Source organism: Janthinobacterium sp. BJB426 (genome assembly GCF_002735705.1).
Classification (GTDB): Bacteria; Pseudomonadota; Gammaproteobacteria; order Burkholderiales; family Burkholderiaceae_D; genus Janthinobacterium.
In genome coordinates, this window is the sequence record NZ_PDZL01000015.1 from 1 (window position 1) to 14,251 (window position 14,251).

Consider the following 14,251-nt stretch of genomic DNA (forward strand, 5'->3'; position numbering starts at 1 on the left):
ACCGCTTTCTCAGCGTGGCGAAGACGGACCGGCCGCATGGCCTGCATGGCATCGCCGAGGCCGATGAACTCTACGTGCTGGAATCGGAAAAGGGATCGAGGCAGATGACGCGGCCGGCCCGCCGCCGGGGCGGCCATGCCTTTAAACGCGGTATATCGAATGAGCAAGTCTGCATCCTGATGGCGCGCGACCGCACGGGCCAGACCCTTGATTTCGTCACGGGCAAAGGCGCGTTGACGAAGGCGCAGCTGCACCGATGTTTGTTGCCTGTCATCGACAAGGATGTTCTGCTGGTAACGGATGGTCATGCGGTCTACCGGGCGTTTGCGAGGGAAGCGGGTATCAGCCACGAGGCCGTCAACTTGCGCGCCGGCATCCGTGTGCAGGGCGCCGCGCATGTGCAGAACGTCAATGCGTATCACAGCCGCTTGCGGCAATGGCTGCGTCCGTTTCATGGCGTGGCCACGCGCTACCTGCCAAATTACCTGGGCTGGCGCTGGATACTCGACGCCGGGCGCATCCGCTCGCCAGAAACGTTATTGAAAGCAACGCTGGGAGCATTCCCACATTTGATGGTGACATAGCCTTTTTTTTGCCCGCTTGCCATCCATCGTCCATGTTTGCCATCCAGGCAGGTCTTTTTGCAGCCTGTCGCAGCGCGCTGGAGGCCAGGTCCCGTTGCCGCTACAGTCAATGCTCCACTACTTTTGCGACGAGGCAGCCATGTCCACTTCCCACCGTTTGATCCTCAGCCTGGCCGGTATCCTGCTTGGCGGCAGCGCGCTGGCCGTGCAGCCGCCGCAGCCGCCCGCGCCACCGGCCCCGCCAGCCGCACCCAGCGTGCAGGTCAGCCGTTCGCTCGACAAGGGCGAAAGCTATGCGCTCGTCGATGGCGCCACGGATAGCGAGGGCGTCATCGTCGTCGACAGCGATATCCACTCGCAGCAGGTGGAAAAGCTCAAGCGCTCGATCAAGGGCCCGTTCCTGTGGTTCCGCGACCAGGGCCAGGCCTATGTGCTGCAGGATGCGGCCTTGCTGGGCAAGGTGCGCACGGCATGGCAGCCATCGAGACAGCTCAGTAAGGAAATGAGCGCGCTCGGCGATCAAATGGGCGCGCATGGCAAGGCCATGGGCGAAATGGGCCGCAAGATGGGTGCCCGCAGCCTGGAAAAAGGCAGCGCGCGCGAGTCGGAGCAGCTGCGCGCGCTGGGCCGCCAGCAGCAGGAACTGGGCCGCAAGCTTGGCGACGCCTCGCGCCGCCAGGCGCTTGCAACGAGCGACACGGCGCGCCGCGCGGCCGAGCGCGACGTGGAGCGCCTGCAGCAGCAGATGGAAGATGCACAGGAAGAAATGGAAGAGATCAACGACCGCATCGCCGACGTGCACGAGCGCGAGGCTGAGAAAGCGGAGCAGATGTCGCGCCAGATGGAGCAGCGCAGCAAGCCGATGGAAGCGCTGGGCAAGCAAATGGGCGACCTGGGCCGCCAGCAGGAAAAAGTCGTCAAGATCGCCGACAAGACCACGCGCCAGGTGATCGCCCAGGCGCTCAGCGAAGGCAAGGCAAAACTGGTGCGCTGAGTGCCGTGCCGAATCAGCGGGCCAGCGGCTTGCGCATCAGGCAGCGCAGCGCCGGATCGTGCCCGTCCTGCACTTCGCGCGCCAGCTTGAGCGCATGCCCAGCGCCCAGCGCCCCGGCCTCGATTTCGCTGAAGCCATGGCGCGCATAGTAGGGCGCGTTCCACGGCAGGTGGCGATACGTGCTCAGTGTCAGCCAGGCGCAGCCCAGCGCCCGGGCATGGGCCGCCGCCGCGTCGAGCAGGCGCGCGCCCAGTCCCTGCCGTTGCTGCGGCAGTGCAACGGACAATTCCACGATGAACAACTGGCCGTCGAGCGGCTGGGCGGCCAGGAAACCCGCTGGCGCGTCCTGTCCATCGGCGGCCACCCACACGCCGCCATCCTGCTGCAGCGCCTGCAAGGTGTCCAGTGGCAAGGGTTCGCCATGCGCCAGCCAGGCCAGTTCGGGGCCGGCCTGGGCAAACAGGGTTGCGGCGCTGCGCTCGACCTGGGCCAGCAACGGCAGGTCGGCGCGGGTGGCCGCGCGGATGGTGTTGCTCATGGCGTGTTCCACGCGGCAGCCACGGCGCGGTATTGTGCCGGCAACTGCTCCCTGGCCTCATTCTCGCTGGCATACACGTCATCCTGTACGGTCTCCCAGCGCGCATCGCAGCTGAAACGGTAGACTTGCGCTTCGTCCCCGTAGCGGCACACGGCCAGGCCGTGGATGGCGATGGGGGCGGTGCCGTGCGCATCTGCGACATGGCCGAAGGGCAGGTCGGACCAGGCCCAGGCCAGTACGCGGGCGCCGTCGAGGTGAGTGGATGGTGTCATGGGATACAGGCCGCTGTGTCGGGACGCCGATTGTAGCGCGCACATGAAAAACTGGCGCGACCGCTGGACAAATGCACAGTATTTTTAGCCATGCCGGTATAATCACGGGATGCAAAATCTTCTTCACAACCTCAATCCCGAACAATTGGCTGCCGTCACCTTGCCGGCACAACATGCGCTGATCCTGGCTGGCGCCGGTTCTGGCAAGACCCGCGTGCTGACCACCCGCATCGCGTGGCTGATCCAGACCCAGCAGGTATCGCCGCCCGGCATCCTGGCCGTGACGTTTACGAATAAAGCCGCCAAGGAAATGCTCACGCGCTTGTCGGCCATGCTGCCGATCAATACGCGCGGCATGTGGATCGGCACCTTCCACGGCCTGTGCAACCGCTTGCTGCGCACGCACTACCGCGACGCGGCCTTGCCGCAAACGTTCCAGATTCTCGATTCCCAGGATCAATTGTCCGTGATTAAGCGCTTGTTGAAGGCAAACAACATCGATGATGAAAAATTCCCGCCGAAGACGGTGATGTATTTCATCAACAATGCCAAGGACCAGGGCTTGCGCGCCACGGACGTGGAAGCGTACGACGCGCACGAGCGCAAGATGGTCGAGCTGTACCAGCTGTACGACGACCAGTGCCAGCGCGAAGGCGTCGTCGATTTTGCCGAATTGCTGCTGCGCACGTATGAATTACTGAGCCGCAACCAGCCCCTGCGCGAACACTACCAGGCGCGCTTCCGCCACATTCTGGTGGACGAGTTCCAGGATACGAATAATTTGCAATACAACTGGTTGAAATTGCTGGCTGGCCACGGCAGCCGCGATGGCGGCGCCCTGTTTGCCGTCGGCGACGATGACCAGAGCATCTACGCCTTCCGCGGCGCTAACGTGGGCAATATGAGCGCCTTCGAGCACGAGTTCCAGGTGAAGAACTTGATCAAGCTGGAGCAGAACTACCGCTCGCATGGCCACATCCTCGACAGTGCCAACGTGTTGATCGCGAACAATAGCAAGCGCCTGGGCAAGAATCTGCGCACGGATGCGGGCCATGGCGAGCAGGTGCGCGTGTATGAAGCCAGTTCCGACCTGCAGGAAGCGCAGTGGATCATCGAAGAGGCGAAAAGCCTGATCGCCGATGGCGCTTCGCGCAGTGAAATCGCCATCCTGTACCGCTCGAACGCGCAGTCACGCGTGATCGAGCACGCGTTGTTTTCAGCCAGCATTCCGTATCACGTGTATGGCGGCCAGCGCTACTTCCAGCGCGCCGAAGTCAAGCACGCGATTGCTTACTTGCAATTGATGGACAATCCGCACAACGATTCGGCCTTCTTGCGCGTGGTCAACTTCCCCACGCGCGGCATCGGCATGCGCTCGATCGAGCAATTGCAGGCCGCCTCGGAACAGTACGGTATTTCCTTGTACGCATCCGTGCCGTATGTGGCCGGCAAGGCGGGCAGCGTGCTGGCCGGCTTCGTCAAGCTGATCGAAGGCGTGCGTTTCGAAACGCAGCAGTTGTCGCTGCCGGAAATGGTCAGAGTGGTGCTGGAAGCGAGTACCTTGCTGCAGCATTATCAGAATGAAAAGGAAGGCGCCGACCGCATCGAAAATCTGGAGCAGATGGTCAGCGCGGCCAGCCAGTTCATTTCCGAAGAGGGTTTTGGCCAGGGGGCACCGGCCCATCTTGGGCCAGCCGCCCAGGCGCAGTCGGGCGCGCCCGTCGTGAACCAGGATGGCATCGAAATCCTCGATGCCGATGCGCCGCTGCCGGCCGTGATGTCGCCGCTGTCCGCCTTCCTGTCGCACGCGTCGCTGGAAGCGGGCGACAACCAGGCGCAGGCGGGCCAGGATGCGCTGCAGATGATGACGGTGCACTCGGCCAAGGGCCTGGAATTCGACAATGTGTTCATCACGGGCCTGGAAGAGGGCCTGTTCCCGCACGAAAGCAGTTCGAAGGAAGACAATGGCGTGGAAGAAGAACGCCGGCTGATGTACGTGGCGATCACGCGCGCGCGCAAGCGGCTGTACATGAGCTTTTCGCAGACGCGCATGCTGCACGGCCAGACGCGCTACAACATGAAGTCGCGTTTCTTTGACGAATTGCCGGAAGAAGCGCTGAAATGGCTGTCGCCGAAGGTGCAGGCGAATTGGTTCGGCAACCGCAAGTCGGCCTGGGACGAGGCGCCGCGCGTGGCCAGCCTGGGTTCGGACAATGCGATCGCGCAAAAGATCGCGCAAAAAGCCACGGGCGGCGGCTGGCGCATCGGTGAATCCGTGGCGCACGCCAAGTTCGGCGAAGGCGTGATCGTCAATATCGAAGGCGGCGGCGGCAATGCGCGCGCGCAGATCAATTTCGGACAGCACGGCATGAAGGTGTTGGATTTGGGCATCGCCAAATTGGAACGACTGTGACGCTGATATACAATCAGCGGCCATAAAAAAGGGGCAGCCTGCGCAGGCTGCCCCTTTTTACATCTGGCCGGCGATCACTCGCCGGTCTTGTCCAGCGACACCGTCTTGCTCTCATCGACGGGTAGGCCGAAGATCTGGCGGTAGGCGGCATAGAACGAGCAATGCATGATGATGGTCAAGATCATCGACAGCGGCATCATCAGTTGCATCATCAGCGGCGTGCGGCCGAAGATGACGGCCAGCAACTGGCTGGTGACGACGCTGATGGCGAACCAGGTGGCGGCGAAGACGATGAAGGCCGACAGCGAGCGCCAGACGGCGAAAAAGCTGAAGAACAGCGCCTTGCCCAGCCCCGTTTGTTTCCAGTAGATCAGCGGTGCGGCAAAGCAGAAGGCCATGGCGGCCGGCACGTACAGCACGATGGCCAGCAGGATGCCCAGGCCCAGGCGCGATTCGGGGATGGCGGTGCGCGCCGCCTCCTCCGTCAATTGCCCGGTGACCAGTTGCCACAGCAAGCCATCATCGACCAGGGTCGAGGCGCCAATGGCGACGATGGCCATCAGGATGTACAGCACGCCCAGGCCGAACAGGGAAGGAAAGGCCGGCTTGCGGAAGCCCGAGATCAGCAGGCTGGGCAGGACGCGCTTGCCCTGGTCGATATTCAGGCAGCCTTGCACGAAGGCGACGGAAAACACGGGCACCAGGATGACGGGCAGCAATTGGCCGAGCACGGGCACGATGCTGACGGCCAGCATGCAGAACATATAGCCGAGAAACAGCATCGACATGCCGCCAGGTTGCTTGCGAAACAGGGCGAAGCCTTGTTTCACCCATTGCCAACCTGTACTTGCAGGTAATTTTTCCATGTTTAAAACAGTTCCGGAGCAGGTGTGGCGATACGTTCGCGCAGAATGCGTTCGAAATGCGCCGGATCGTGCGGGGTCAGCATTTCCGCTTCGCGCGGCTGGTAATAATCGTACAGGCGCGACAGCCAGAAGCGCAGCGCGGCGGCGCGCAGCATCGGTTGCCATGCCGTCTGTTCTTCATGCGTAAACGGGCGCACGGCCTGGTAGGCGTCGAGCAGGGCGCGCACTCTTGCCGTGTCGAGCACACCCGTGGCCAGGTCCACGCACCAGTCGTTGACGGTGACGGCCACGTCGAACAGCCACGTGTCGCAGCCGGCAAAGTAAAAGTCGAAAAAACCCGTCAGTTGTTCGCCGTCAAACATGACGTTGTTGCGGAACAAGTCGGCATGCACGGGACCGCGCGGGATGGCTTTATAGGTATCGCAGGCAGCAAAGGCGTCCTGGAAATGGATTTCCGCGCGCAGCAGATGCGCCTTGGCATCGTCGAGGTGGTGCAAGACCAGCGGCGTGGTGGTGTTCCACCAGTCCAGACCGCGCAGATTCGGCTGCTGCAGGGGGAAGTCCTGCGCCGCCAGGTGCATTTTTGCCAGCATGGCGCCGACAGCCGCGCAATGCACGGCTTGCGGCGCCATCTGCGAGCTGCCGTCGAGTTTGCTGACGATGGCGGCCGGCTTGCCTTGCAGGGCCGTCACCAGTTCGCCGTCGGCATTGGCGATCGGCGCCGGCACCAGCACGCCCCGGTCCGCCAAATGGCGCATCAGTTGCAGATAAAACGGCAATTGCTCGAAGCTGAGGTTTTCAAAGATCGTCAGCACATACTCGCCGCGCTCCGTGCTCAGGAAGAAATTGCTGTTTTCGATGCCGGACGCGATGCCCTTGAGCGCCAGAGGTTTGCCGAGTGGAAATTGCGTGATCCACTGGCCGATATCGTCCAGGTGTAGCGCGGTAAAAACTGCCATGGGAAAGAGGGGAATGGTCTAAAAGGTCAAAAAAAGCCGGCTGCCCCGCAGGTGGCCGGGGCAGGGCAGAAGAGAGTGGCTGCTTACTTCGCTGGTGTGGGCGGCGCTGGCGCGTCCGCTGCCTCTTCGTCGCGTTGTTTCTGTTTCTTCTTGCCCAGGTCAAATTCCAGCACTTTCCATTGCGGGCCGCGCAGGGCGCCGCCGTGCGCCTGGTCGGCGCCGGCGGCCGGCTTCATGTAATACGTGCTGCCGCCGCTCGTCACTTTCACTTCGGACGTCACGCCCGCTTCGCGTTTTTCGGTAATCTGCTGCTTGGCCGCGGCTGGCGCCACGGTGATGGGCGCTTCGCCCATTTCCTCGATACGTTCGAGCTGGGGTGGCGCGTCGCTCGGTTTGGCCGGCGTCTGGGCGCTGGCGATGGCCGAACATGCCAGCAGGGGCAGGGCGAGGAATGTCCAGAGTGTCGATGTACGCATCATGATGGGTTCGCTTCCATGTGTGGGACTGCAGCGCGTGCAGTGGTGTAATGCCGTCAATTTATCTATAAGGCATTGTAACAAACTGGTAGGCAATGCTGTTTAAATGAGGCGAAATGGCCCGCAGTGGCCGCCTGCGCGCCCGCACTGGGCCGCCAGGGTGGCAAAAACACCAGGAACGGCAAGCGTGGCGGCCGGTGGCGCGGCCCTAAACTCTGCGATAATTGTGCGATATTCCGCCCGTTCGCCGCTGTGTCTTCCCGGCTGGCGCGGCTCACCTTATTTTATTGGCATTATGCAAAACACCCTGCTGTTAGTCGACGGTTCCAGTTATCTTTATCGTGCCTTCCATGCGCTGCCCGATCTGCGCAGCCCGGACGGCTATCCCACGGGCGCCATGCACGGCATGGTCAACATGCTGCGCCGTTTGCGCGCCGATTTCCCGGCCGCTTACATCGCCTGCGTGTTCGATGCCAAAGGTAAAACTTTCCGCGACGACATGTATCCCGAATACAAGGCCACGCGCGCCTCGATGCCGGACGACTTGCGCCTGCAGATCGAGCCGATCCACGAAGCTGTGCGCGCCATGGGCTGGCCAATTTTGATGGTCGACGGCGTGGAAGCGGACGACGTGATTGGTACTTTGGCCGTGCAGGCCGCTAGTGCCGGCATGAACGTGGTGGTGTCCACGGGCGACAAGGACCTGGCGCAGCTGGTCAACAGCCAGGTGACCCTGATCAATACCATGAGCAATGAAAAGCTCGACGAAGCGGCCGTGCTGGTCAAATTCGGCGTGCCGCCGAACCGCATCATCGATTATCTGTCGCTGATCGGCGATACGGTCGACAACGTGCCGGGCGTGTCGAAATGCGGCCCGAAGACGGCCGTCAAATGGCTGACCTTGTACGACAGCCTGGAAGGCGTGATGGAAAACGCGGCCAAGGTGGGCGGCGCCGTCGGTGAAAACCTGCGCACGGCCCTGCCATGGCTGCCGCAGGCGCGCGCCTTGATCACCGTCAAGACCGATTGCGATTTGTCGCAACACATGACGACGATCGCCGACTCGCTGGTGGCAAAACACGAAGACAAGGAAGCGCTGCTGGCCTTCTTCAACCGCTACGGCTTCAAGGCCCTGCTGCGCGAACTGGGCGCCTCGCCGCCGATGTCGCCCGTTGGCGCACCGATAGCGACGAGCAATACGACCGGCGACATGTTCGCCGATGCCGTGCCAGCAGTCGAGGCCGTGTATGAAACCGTGCTGACCGATGAGCAGCTGGACAAATGGATCGCGCTGATCGATGCGGCTGCCCTGACGGTTGTCGACACGGAAACCACGTCGCTGGAACCGATGACTGCGCAAATGGTCGGCATTTCCCTCTCCGTTGCAGAACACGCCGCCTGCTACATCCCGCTGGCCCACGATTACGCGGGCGCGCCGGAACAGTTGACGCGCGAACACGTGCTGGCGAAACTGCGCCCGTGGCTGGAAGATGCCAACAAGCCCAAGCTGGGCCAGAACCTGAAATATGACAGCCACATCTTCGCCAACCACGGCGTGACGTTGCGCGGCATCGCCCACGATACCCTGCTTGAATCGTATGTGTTCGAGTCGCACAAGAAGCACGACATGGACAGCCTGGCCCTGCGTCACCTGAACTACACGACGATCCCGTTCGAAGACGTGTGCGGCAAGGGCGCCAAGCAGATCACGTTCAATCAGGTGGAAGTGGAGCAGGCGGCCAAGTATGCGGCCGAGGATGCCGACGTCACCTTGCGCCTGCACAATGCCATGTGGGGCAATGTGGCAAATGATGAAAAACTCACTTTCATCTATGAAAAGATCGAGATGCCGACGGCCGTGGTCTTGCAAAAGATCGAGCGCAACGGCGTGCTGATCGATGACGAATTGCTCAACATCCAGTCGGCCGAGCTGGCCGTGAAAATCCTCGAGCTGGAAAAGAAGGCGTATGAACTGGCCGAGCAGCCGTTCAACCTCGGTTCGCCCAAGCAGATCGGTGAAATTTTCTTTGAGAAATTGAAACTGCCGGTAATTAAGAAAACCCCGACGGGCGCGCCTTCGACGGACGAGGAAGTGCTGCAAAAGCTGGCCGAGGATTATCCGCTGCCGAAAGTCCTGCTGGAATACCGGGGCATGGCCAAGCTGAAGTCGACCTATACCGATAAATTGCCGAAGATGATCAACGTCACGACGGGACGCGTGCACACGAACTATGCGCAAGCCGTGGCCGTGACGGGGCGTTTGGCGTCGAATGACCCGAACTTGCAGAATATTCCCATCCGCAGCGCGGAAGGGCGCCGCATCCGCGAAGCGTTTATTGCGCCGCCGGGCAGTCACATCGTTTCGGCCGACTATTCGCAGATCGAATTGCGCATCATGGCGCACATCTCGGGCGATGAAGCCATGCTGCGCGCGTTTGCCGACGGCATCGACATTCACCGCGCCACGGCCGCCGAGATCTTTGGCGTGCCGGCCGCGGAAGTGCAGAGCGAGCAGCGCCGCTACGCCAAGGTCATCAACTTCGGCTTGATCTACGGCATGAGCGCATTCGGCCTGGCCGGTAACCTGGGCGTGGACCGCACGGCCGCGCAAAGCTATATCGACCGATATTTCGCCCGTTTTTCCGGCGTGAAACAGTATATGGAAGACACGCGCCAGCAAGCGAAGGCGCGCGGCTACGTGGAAACCGTGTTCGGCCGCCGTTTGTGGCTGCCGGAAATCAATTCGCCGAACGGCCCGCGCCGCCAGGGCGCGGAACGGGCGGCGATCAACGCGCCGATGCAGGGCACGGCGGCCGACCTGATCAAGCTGGCCATGATCGCCGTGCAAGGCTGGCTGGAAACGGATGGCTTGCAGACGAAGATGATCATGCAGGTGCACGATGAACTGGTGCTGGAAGTGCCGGACGCGGAACTGGAACTGGTCAAGCGCAAGCTGCCGGAACTGATGGCCGGCGTGGCCGCGCTGAAGGTGCCGCTGACGGCTGAAGTCGGTATTGGTAAGAATTGGGACGAAGCGCACTAGGACGCCAGACCAAATCTACTGCGCGGCGCGATTTCCGGCCTGCGATGCTCACTGTGCCCTGGCACAGTTGCGCTTCTCGGCCAGAACTCGGGGCCGCTCGCTACGATTTTGTCTGGGTCCAGAGATTTGACTTCACTTAATGCAACATTTTCAGGAGAAACGCATGAGCGACATGATCACCGATTGTGAAAGTTTGCTGGGCCAGAGCAGTGTGTCCGGGCCGGATGGCCGGCGTGGTTTCCTGAAGGTGGCGCTGGGCGCGGGTTTTGCCGTGGCCGTGCTGCCCGTGGCGGCGCAAAATGTCATCAAGACGGATTCCGCCGGTCTCGTCACGGGCAGCATGTCGGTGATGGTCGATGGCCAGGCCGTGCCCGTGTATGCGGCCCAGCCGGAAGGCAAGACGGGATTGCCCGTGGTACTGGTCATTTCGGAAATCTTTGGCGTGCATGAACATATCGCTGACATGGCGCGCCGCTTCGCCAAGCAGGGCTATCTGGCGCTGGCGCCCGATTTGTTCGTGCGCCAGGGCGATCCCACCAAGGTGGCCAGCATCCCTGAGTTGATGAAAGGCATCATCGCCAAGACGCCGGATGCGCAAGTGATGGCGGACCTCGATGCTGTTGTTGCGTGGGCGAAACAGAATGGCGGCGACACGAGCCGCCTGGGCATCACGGGCTTTTGCTGGGGCGGGCGCATCACGTGGTTGTACGCGGCGCACAATCCGGCCGTCAAGGCGGGCGTGGCCTGGTATGGCCGCCTGGTGGGTGAGCCGACTCCCTTGCAGCCGAGCAATCCCATCGATATCGCCGCCACCTTGAAGGTCCCCGTGCTGGGCTTGTATGGCGGCAAGGATACGGGCATCAGCCAGGAATCGATCGGCAAGATGAAGGATGCGCTGGCCAAGGGCGGCAACAAGTCGGAATTTGTCGTGTATCCCGATGCGGGCCACGCCTTCAATGCCGATTACCGCTCCAGCTATGTGGCGGCCGATGCGAAGGACGGCTATGCGCGTTGTTTAGCCTGGTTCAAGCGCCACGGCGTGGCGTGATCCGCAACAGAAAAATACCCCATCTTCCAGAAGTTGGCGCGAAAGGCGCACCGGGCTGTAAAATGCCCGGTGCGCGCCAATGCAGTACAATTGCATCTTCATCGCGCTACGCTGCCGCCAGACGCGCAAAAAATTAAACAATAGATAACAACGCATTCATCAGGCCAGACGCCAGCATCGCGGGCGCCAGTGACCCGGCGCCATTTTGAGGTAAGAAAATCATCGATCCCGTCCTTATATCCATTTTGCTCGCGACCACGATCGCGGGCGTGTTCAGCATTACCGCGGCGGCGATCTTTTCGTTTGCATTCCTCTCCAAAGTGGTCGAGCGCATGGTCAGCTTGTCCGTTGGCATCATGCTGTCGACATCCTTGCTGCACGCCTTGCCCGAAGCGTTTGAATCGCAGGCGGATCCGCGCAGCCTTTTCGCCACCCTGCTGGCGGGCTTGCTGGCCTTTTTCATGCTGGAAAAATTCGCCATCCTGCGCCATTCGCACCACCACGAAGGCGATGGCCACCACCACGCGCACGGCCACGACAAGCACGAAGCGGGCAAGGCCGGCTGGATGATTCTCGTCGGCGACGGCATGCACAACTTTACGGACGGCATCCTGATCGCCGCCGCCTTCCTGGCCGACCCGAAGCTGGGCCTGGTGACGGGCCTGGCCATCATCGCGCATGAAATCCCGCAGGAAATCGGCGACTTCATCGTACTGCTCAATGCCGGCTTCTCGCGCTTGCGCGCCTACATCTTCAATCTGCTGTGCAGCCTGATGGCGGTGGCGGGCGGCTTGCTCGGCTATTTCACCCTGGACCGCGCCAGCAATTTGATCCCGTACGTGCTCGTGTTCGCCTCGTCCGGCTTCATTTATATAGCCCTGTCCGACTTGATGCCGCAGATGCAGCGCCGCGCCACCTTGCGCGAAACCATCCCGCAAGTGCTGTTGATCGCGCTGGGCGTGTGCATCGTGCTGTTTTTGACGCACAAGCGCCACGGCGGTTGATACGCCGTTCTGTCGGCGCAGTGCCACCTATGCTATATTGCCTTTCTGACTAACTTGCACAGAAAGGAGGAAAATATCATGGAAGAAAATTTGTTGCTCGCCTTGTGGCGCGCACGCTCTTTAAGCGCATTTGCCAGCTCTTGCCCACGTTCTATCGCGCTGCGATAACCTGGCCAGAGCAAAGTTACCCTCCTACACGAGTCCTTTCCTGGTACTCCGTTGTCGTTAGCGCTCCTGTTAACGCGGATGCTTGCATCCTGAATAAAGACAAGAGCCATGACTACCCTTATCTCGACACAAGCTTTACAACTGGATACCCACGACGGTTTCCTCTTCAATGAACTCGCCTTTACCTTGCGCCAGGGCGACCGCATCGGCCTGATCGGCCACAATGGCTGCGGCAAATCCACCTTGCTGGGATTGCTCAGCGGCACGCGGGAAGCCACTGCCGGCACCATCCACTACGCCCGTGCCTGCCGCTTGCAGCATGTGGAACAGCATTTGCCGGCGGAACTTGCCAGCCTGAGCCTGTACGACGCCTTGCTGGCGCCCGTGCTGGACCAGCCTGAGCTGCATTGGCGGGTCGACAGCCTGCTGGCCGAGTTAGGCTTCGAGCACGAGACGGCGCAAGTACCCGTGCATTCCTTATCCGGCGGCCAGCACACGCGGCTGCTGCTGGGGCGCGCCCTGCTGCAGGAGCCGAACGTGCTGTTGCTCGATGAGCCGAGCAATCACCTGGACTTGCCGTCGCTGCTGTGGCTGGAGCAATTCCTGCTGGCCTGGCGCGGCGCCTTCATCCTCGTCTCGCACGACCAGCGCTTGCTCGACAATGTGGCCACGCGCAGCTGGATCTTGCGCGATAGCCGCCTGTACGACTTCGACTTGCCGTGCGGCCCCGCGCTGGCGGCGCTGGCCGAAGCCGATCTTGCCGCGGCCGCCCGCCATGCGGCCGAACAGAAGGAAATCGACCGCCTGGCCGTGAGCAGCACCCGCCTGGCCCTGTGGGGCAAGATCTACGATAACGTCGGCATGGCGCGCAAGGCGAAGAGCATGCAGCGGCGCATCGACAAGCTGCAGGATGAACAGTCCTTCGTCAGCGACGGCGCGCCGTGGCGCTTGAGCCTGCGCGGCAAGGCGCTGGCGGCCGACCAGCTGCTGGCGCTGGATGCCCTGGACGTGCGCGCCGTGCCTGCCTCGCCGCTGCTGTTCCACGTGGGCCAGCTGTGGCTGAAACCGGGCGATCGCATCGCCTTGCTGGGCGCCAACGGCAGCGGCAAGTCGTCCTTGCTGCGCCTATGCTGGCAAGCGATCCAGGCACAGGAGGAACGGGGCGACTTGCGCTACCACAAGGCGGCAAACATCGGCTATTACGACCAGTCGCTCAAGCAACTGGCCGATACAGCTGACCTGTCCGACGCCCTCTACCCGTTTGCCGTGCAAAACGAAGCTGCGCGCAGCCAGGTGGCGCGCAAGCAGGCGTTGATTGCGGCCGGTTTCCCGTATGCGCGCCATGGCCAGACAGTCGCTACCCTGAGTGGCGGCGAGCGGGCGCGGCTGCTGTTTCTGGGCCTGTCCATGGCCAGTTACCACTTGCTGCTGCTGGACGAGCCCAGCAACCATCTGGACATGCAGGGCAAGGCGGAACTGGGACTAGCCTTGCGCGGCTTTGCCGGCGGCTGTTTATTGGTGTCGCACGACCGTGACCTGATCGAGACGGCGTGCAACCGGTTTTGGGTGGTGGCCGATGGCGGACTGGAAGAGTGGCCTGACGCGGCCAGCGCGTATGCACGGCTGAGCGCGGAAGATGGGCAAGCGTTGACGCCCGCGCCGCGCGTGGAACATGCGTCTGCGGTCCTGACGGACATCGACGTGCAGCTGGAACGCTTGTGCGAACTGGAACAATTGCTGGCCGAGGATCTGGCCCGCAAGCCGCGCCACCAGAAGCCGGCCAGCCAGCTGGCATGGCAGGCGGAGCTGGAGCGCTTGAATCAATCGCTGGGGATAACGTCGTAGTTATCCACTGGTAAAAAATGGCGGACCATCTGGTCCGCCAT

At 61.9% G+C, this 14,251-nt stretch carries 13 protein-coding genes; 7 read left to right on the forward strand and 6 right to left on the reverse strand.

The features are described from left to right. Nucleotides 1-584: IS1595 family transposase (locus CSQ93_RS20850; RefSeq protein ID WP_158301308.1), on the forward strand; the 584-nt coding region annotated here is incomplete at its 5' end. A gap of 139 nt (nt 585-723) precedes the next feature. Further along, nucleotides 724-1,578 (forward strand): hypothetical protein, encoded by an 855-nt coding sequence (locus CSQ93_RS20855; protein WP_158301309.1) that lies wholly within the window; start codon nt 724-726, stop codon nt 1,576-1,578. 13 nt (nt 1,579-1,591) lie between these two features. Here CSQ93_RS20855 and CSQ93_RS20860 read toward each other — a convergent pair whose 3' ends face one another. Further along, nucleotides 1,592-2,116, reverse strand: a complete 525-nt coding sequence (locus CSQ93_RS20860) for a GNAT family N-acetyltransferase (protein WP_099379694.1) — start codon at nt 2,114-2,116, stop codon at nt 1,592-1,594. Then, nucleotides 2,113-2,388 (reverse strand): hypothetical protein, encoded by a 276-nt coding sequence (locus tag CSQ93_RS20865; protein ID WP_099379695.1) that lies wholly within the window; start codon nt 2,386-2,388, stop codon nt 2,113-2,115. The genes CSQ93_RS20860 and CSQ93_RS20865 overlap by 4 nt, the downstream gene beginning before the upstream one ends. 109 nt (nt 2,389-2,497) lie before the next feature. Here CSQ93_RS20865 and CSQ93_RS20870 point away from each other — a divergent pair, with 109 nt between their 5' ends. Further along, on the forward strand, nt 2,498-4,801 hold the full coding sequence (locus CSQ93_RS20870; RefSeq protein WP_099379696.1) for a UvrD-helicase domain-containing protein: 2,304 nt from the start codon (nt 2,498-2,500) through the stop codon (nt 4,799-4,801). Nucleotides 4,802-4,875: 74 nt separating this feature from the next. On the opposite strand, the gene CSQ93_RS20875 is transcribed toward CSQ93_RS20870, so the two are convergent. The 3 genes from CSQ93_RS20875 to CSQ93_RS20885 all read right to left on the reverse strand — a co-directional run bounded on the left by CSQ93_RS20875 (nt 4,876) and on the right by CSQ93_RS20885 (nt 7,105). Then, nucleotides 4,876-5,667: a BPSS1780 family membrane protein gene (locus tag CSQ93_RS20875; RefSeq protein WP_099379697.1), complete on the reverse strand. Its 792-nt coding sequence runs from the start codon at nt 5,665-5,667 to the stop codon at nt 4,876-4,878. A gap of 2 nt (nt 5,668-5,669) precedes the next feature. Next, a complete protein-coding gene (locus CSQ93_RS20880) occupies nt 5,670-6,626 on the reverse strand; it encodes a homoserine kinase (protein ID WP_099379698.1) in 957 nt (318 codons plus the stop codon). A gap of 83 nt (nt 6,627-6,709) precedes the next feature. Beyond that, nucleotides 6,710-7,105, reverse strand: coding sequence for a hypothetical protein (locus tag CSQ93_RS20885; RefSeq protein ID WP_099379699.1), 396 nt, complete (start codon nt 7,103-7,105; stop codon nt 6,710-6,712). Nucleotides 7,106-7,397: 292 nt separating this feature from the next. Between CSQ93_RS20885 and polA the strand changes: the two genes are divergently transcribed. Both polA and CSQ93_RS20895 read left to right on the forward strand, forming a co-directional pair. Further along, nucleotides 7,398-10,145, forward strand: coding sequence for a DNA polymerase I (gene polA, locus CSQ93_RS20890; protein ID WP_099379700.1), 2,748 nt, complete (start codon nt 7,398-7,400; stop codon nt 10,143-10,145). 163 nt (nt 10,146-10,308) lie between these two features. Next, nucleotides 10,309-11,193 carry a dienelactone hydrolase family protein gene (locus CSQ93_RS20895; protein WP_099379701.1) on the forward strand — a complete coding sequence of 295 codons (885 nt, stop codon included), beginning with the start codon at nt 10,309-10,311 and terminating at the stop codon, nt 11,191-11,193. Nucleotides 11,194-11,326: 133 nt separating this feature from the next. On the opposite strand, the gene CSQ93_RS29525 is transcribed toward CSQ93_RS20895, so the two are convergent. After that, the gene (locus CSQ93_RS29525) at nt 11,327-11,551 is read right to left on the reverse strand and encodes a hypothetical protein (RefSeq protein ID WP_233516289.1); all 225 of its coding nucleotides are present in this window, start codon (nt 11,549-11,551) and stop codon (nt 11,327-11,329) included. Here CSQ93_RS29525 and CSQ93_RS20900 point away from each other — a divergent pair. Continuing rightward, on the forward strand, nt 11,463-12,197 hold the full coding sequence (locus CSQ93_RS20900) for a ZIP family metal transporter (RefSeq protein ID WP_034785349.1): 735 nt from the start codon (nt 11,463-11,465) through the stop codon (nt 12,195-12,197). The two genes, CSQ93_RS29525 and CSQ93_RS20900, sit on opposite strands and share 89 nt — an antisense overlap. A 276-nt stretch (nt 12,198-12,473) precedes the next feature. Next, nucleotides 12,474-14,210: an ABC-F family ATP-binding cassette domain-containing protein gene (locus tag CSQ93_RS20905; RefSeq protein ID WP_099379702.1), complete on the forward strand. Its 1,737-nt coding sequence runs from the start codon at nt 12,474-12,476 to the stop codon at nt 14,208-14,210. Nucleotides 14,211-14,251 lie beyond the last annotated feature (41 nt).

Bases quoted from the DNA above. Each gene is read 5' to 3' on its own strand.
- CSQ93_RS20855 (WP_158301309.1), top strand. From the start codon at position 724: ATGTCCACTTCCCACCGTTTGATCCTCAGCCTGGCCGGTATCCTGCTT.
- CSQ93_RS20860 (WP_099379694.1), bottom strand. From the start codon at position 2,116: ATGAGCAACACCATCCGCGCGGCCACCCGCGCCGACCTGCCGTTGCTG.
- CSQ93_RS20865 (WP_099379695.1), bottom strand. From the start codon at position 2,388: ATGACACCATCCACTCACCTCGACGGCGCCCGCGTACTGGCCTGGGCC.
- CSQ93_RS20870 (WP_099379696.1), top strand. From the start codon at position 2,498: ATGCAAAATCTTCTTCACAACCTCAATCCCGAACAATTGGCTGCCGTC.
- CSQ93_RS20875 (WP_099379697.1), bottom strand. From the start codon at position 5,667: ATGGAAAAATTACCTGCAAGTACAGGTTGGCAATGGGTGAAACAAGGC.
- CSQ93_RS20880 (WP_099379698.1), bottom strand. From the start codon at position 6,626: ATGGCAGTTTTTACCGCGCTACACCTGGACGATATCGGCCAGTGGATC.
- CSQ93_RS20885 (WP_099379699.1), bottom strand. From the start codon at position 7,105: ATGATGCGTACATCGACACTCTGGACATTCCTCGCCCTGCCCCTGCTG.
- polA (WP_099379700.1), top strand. From the start codon at position 7,398: ATGCAAAACACCCTGCTGTTAGTCGACGGTTCCAGTTATCTTTATCGT.
- CSQ93_RS20895 (WP_099379701.1), top strand. From the start codon at position 10,309: ATGAGCGACATGATCACCGATTGTGAAAGTTTGCTGGGCCAGAGCAGT.
- CSQ93_RS29525 (WP_233516289.1), bottom strand. From the start codon at position 11,551: ATGATGCCAACGGACAAGCTGACCATGCGCTCGACCACTTTGGAGAGG.
- CSQ93_RS20905 (WP_099379702.1), top strand. From the start codon at position 12,474: ATGACTACCCTTATCTCGACACAAGCTTTACAACTGGATACCCACGAC.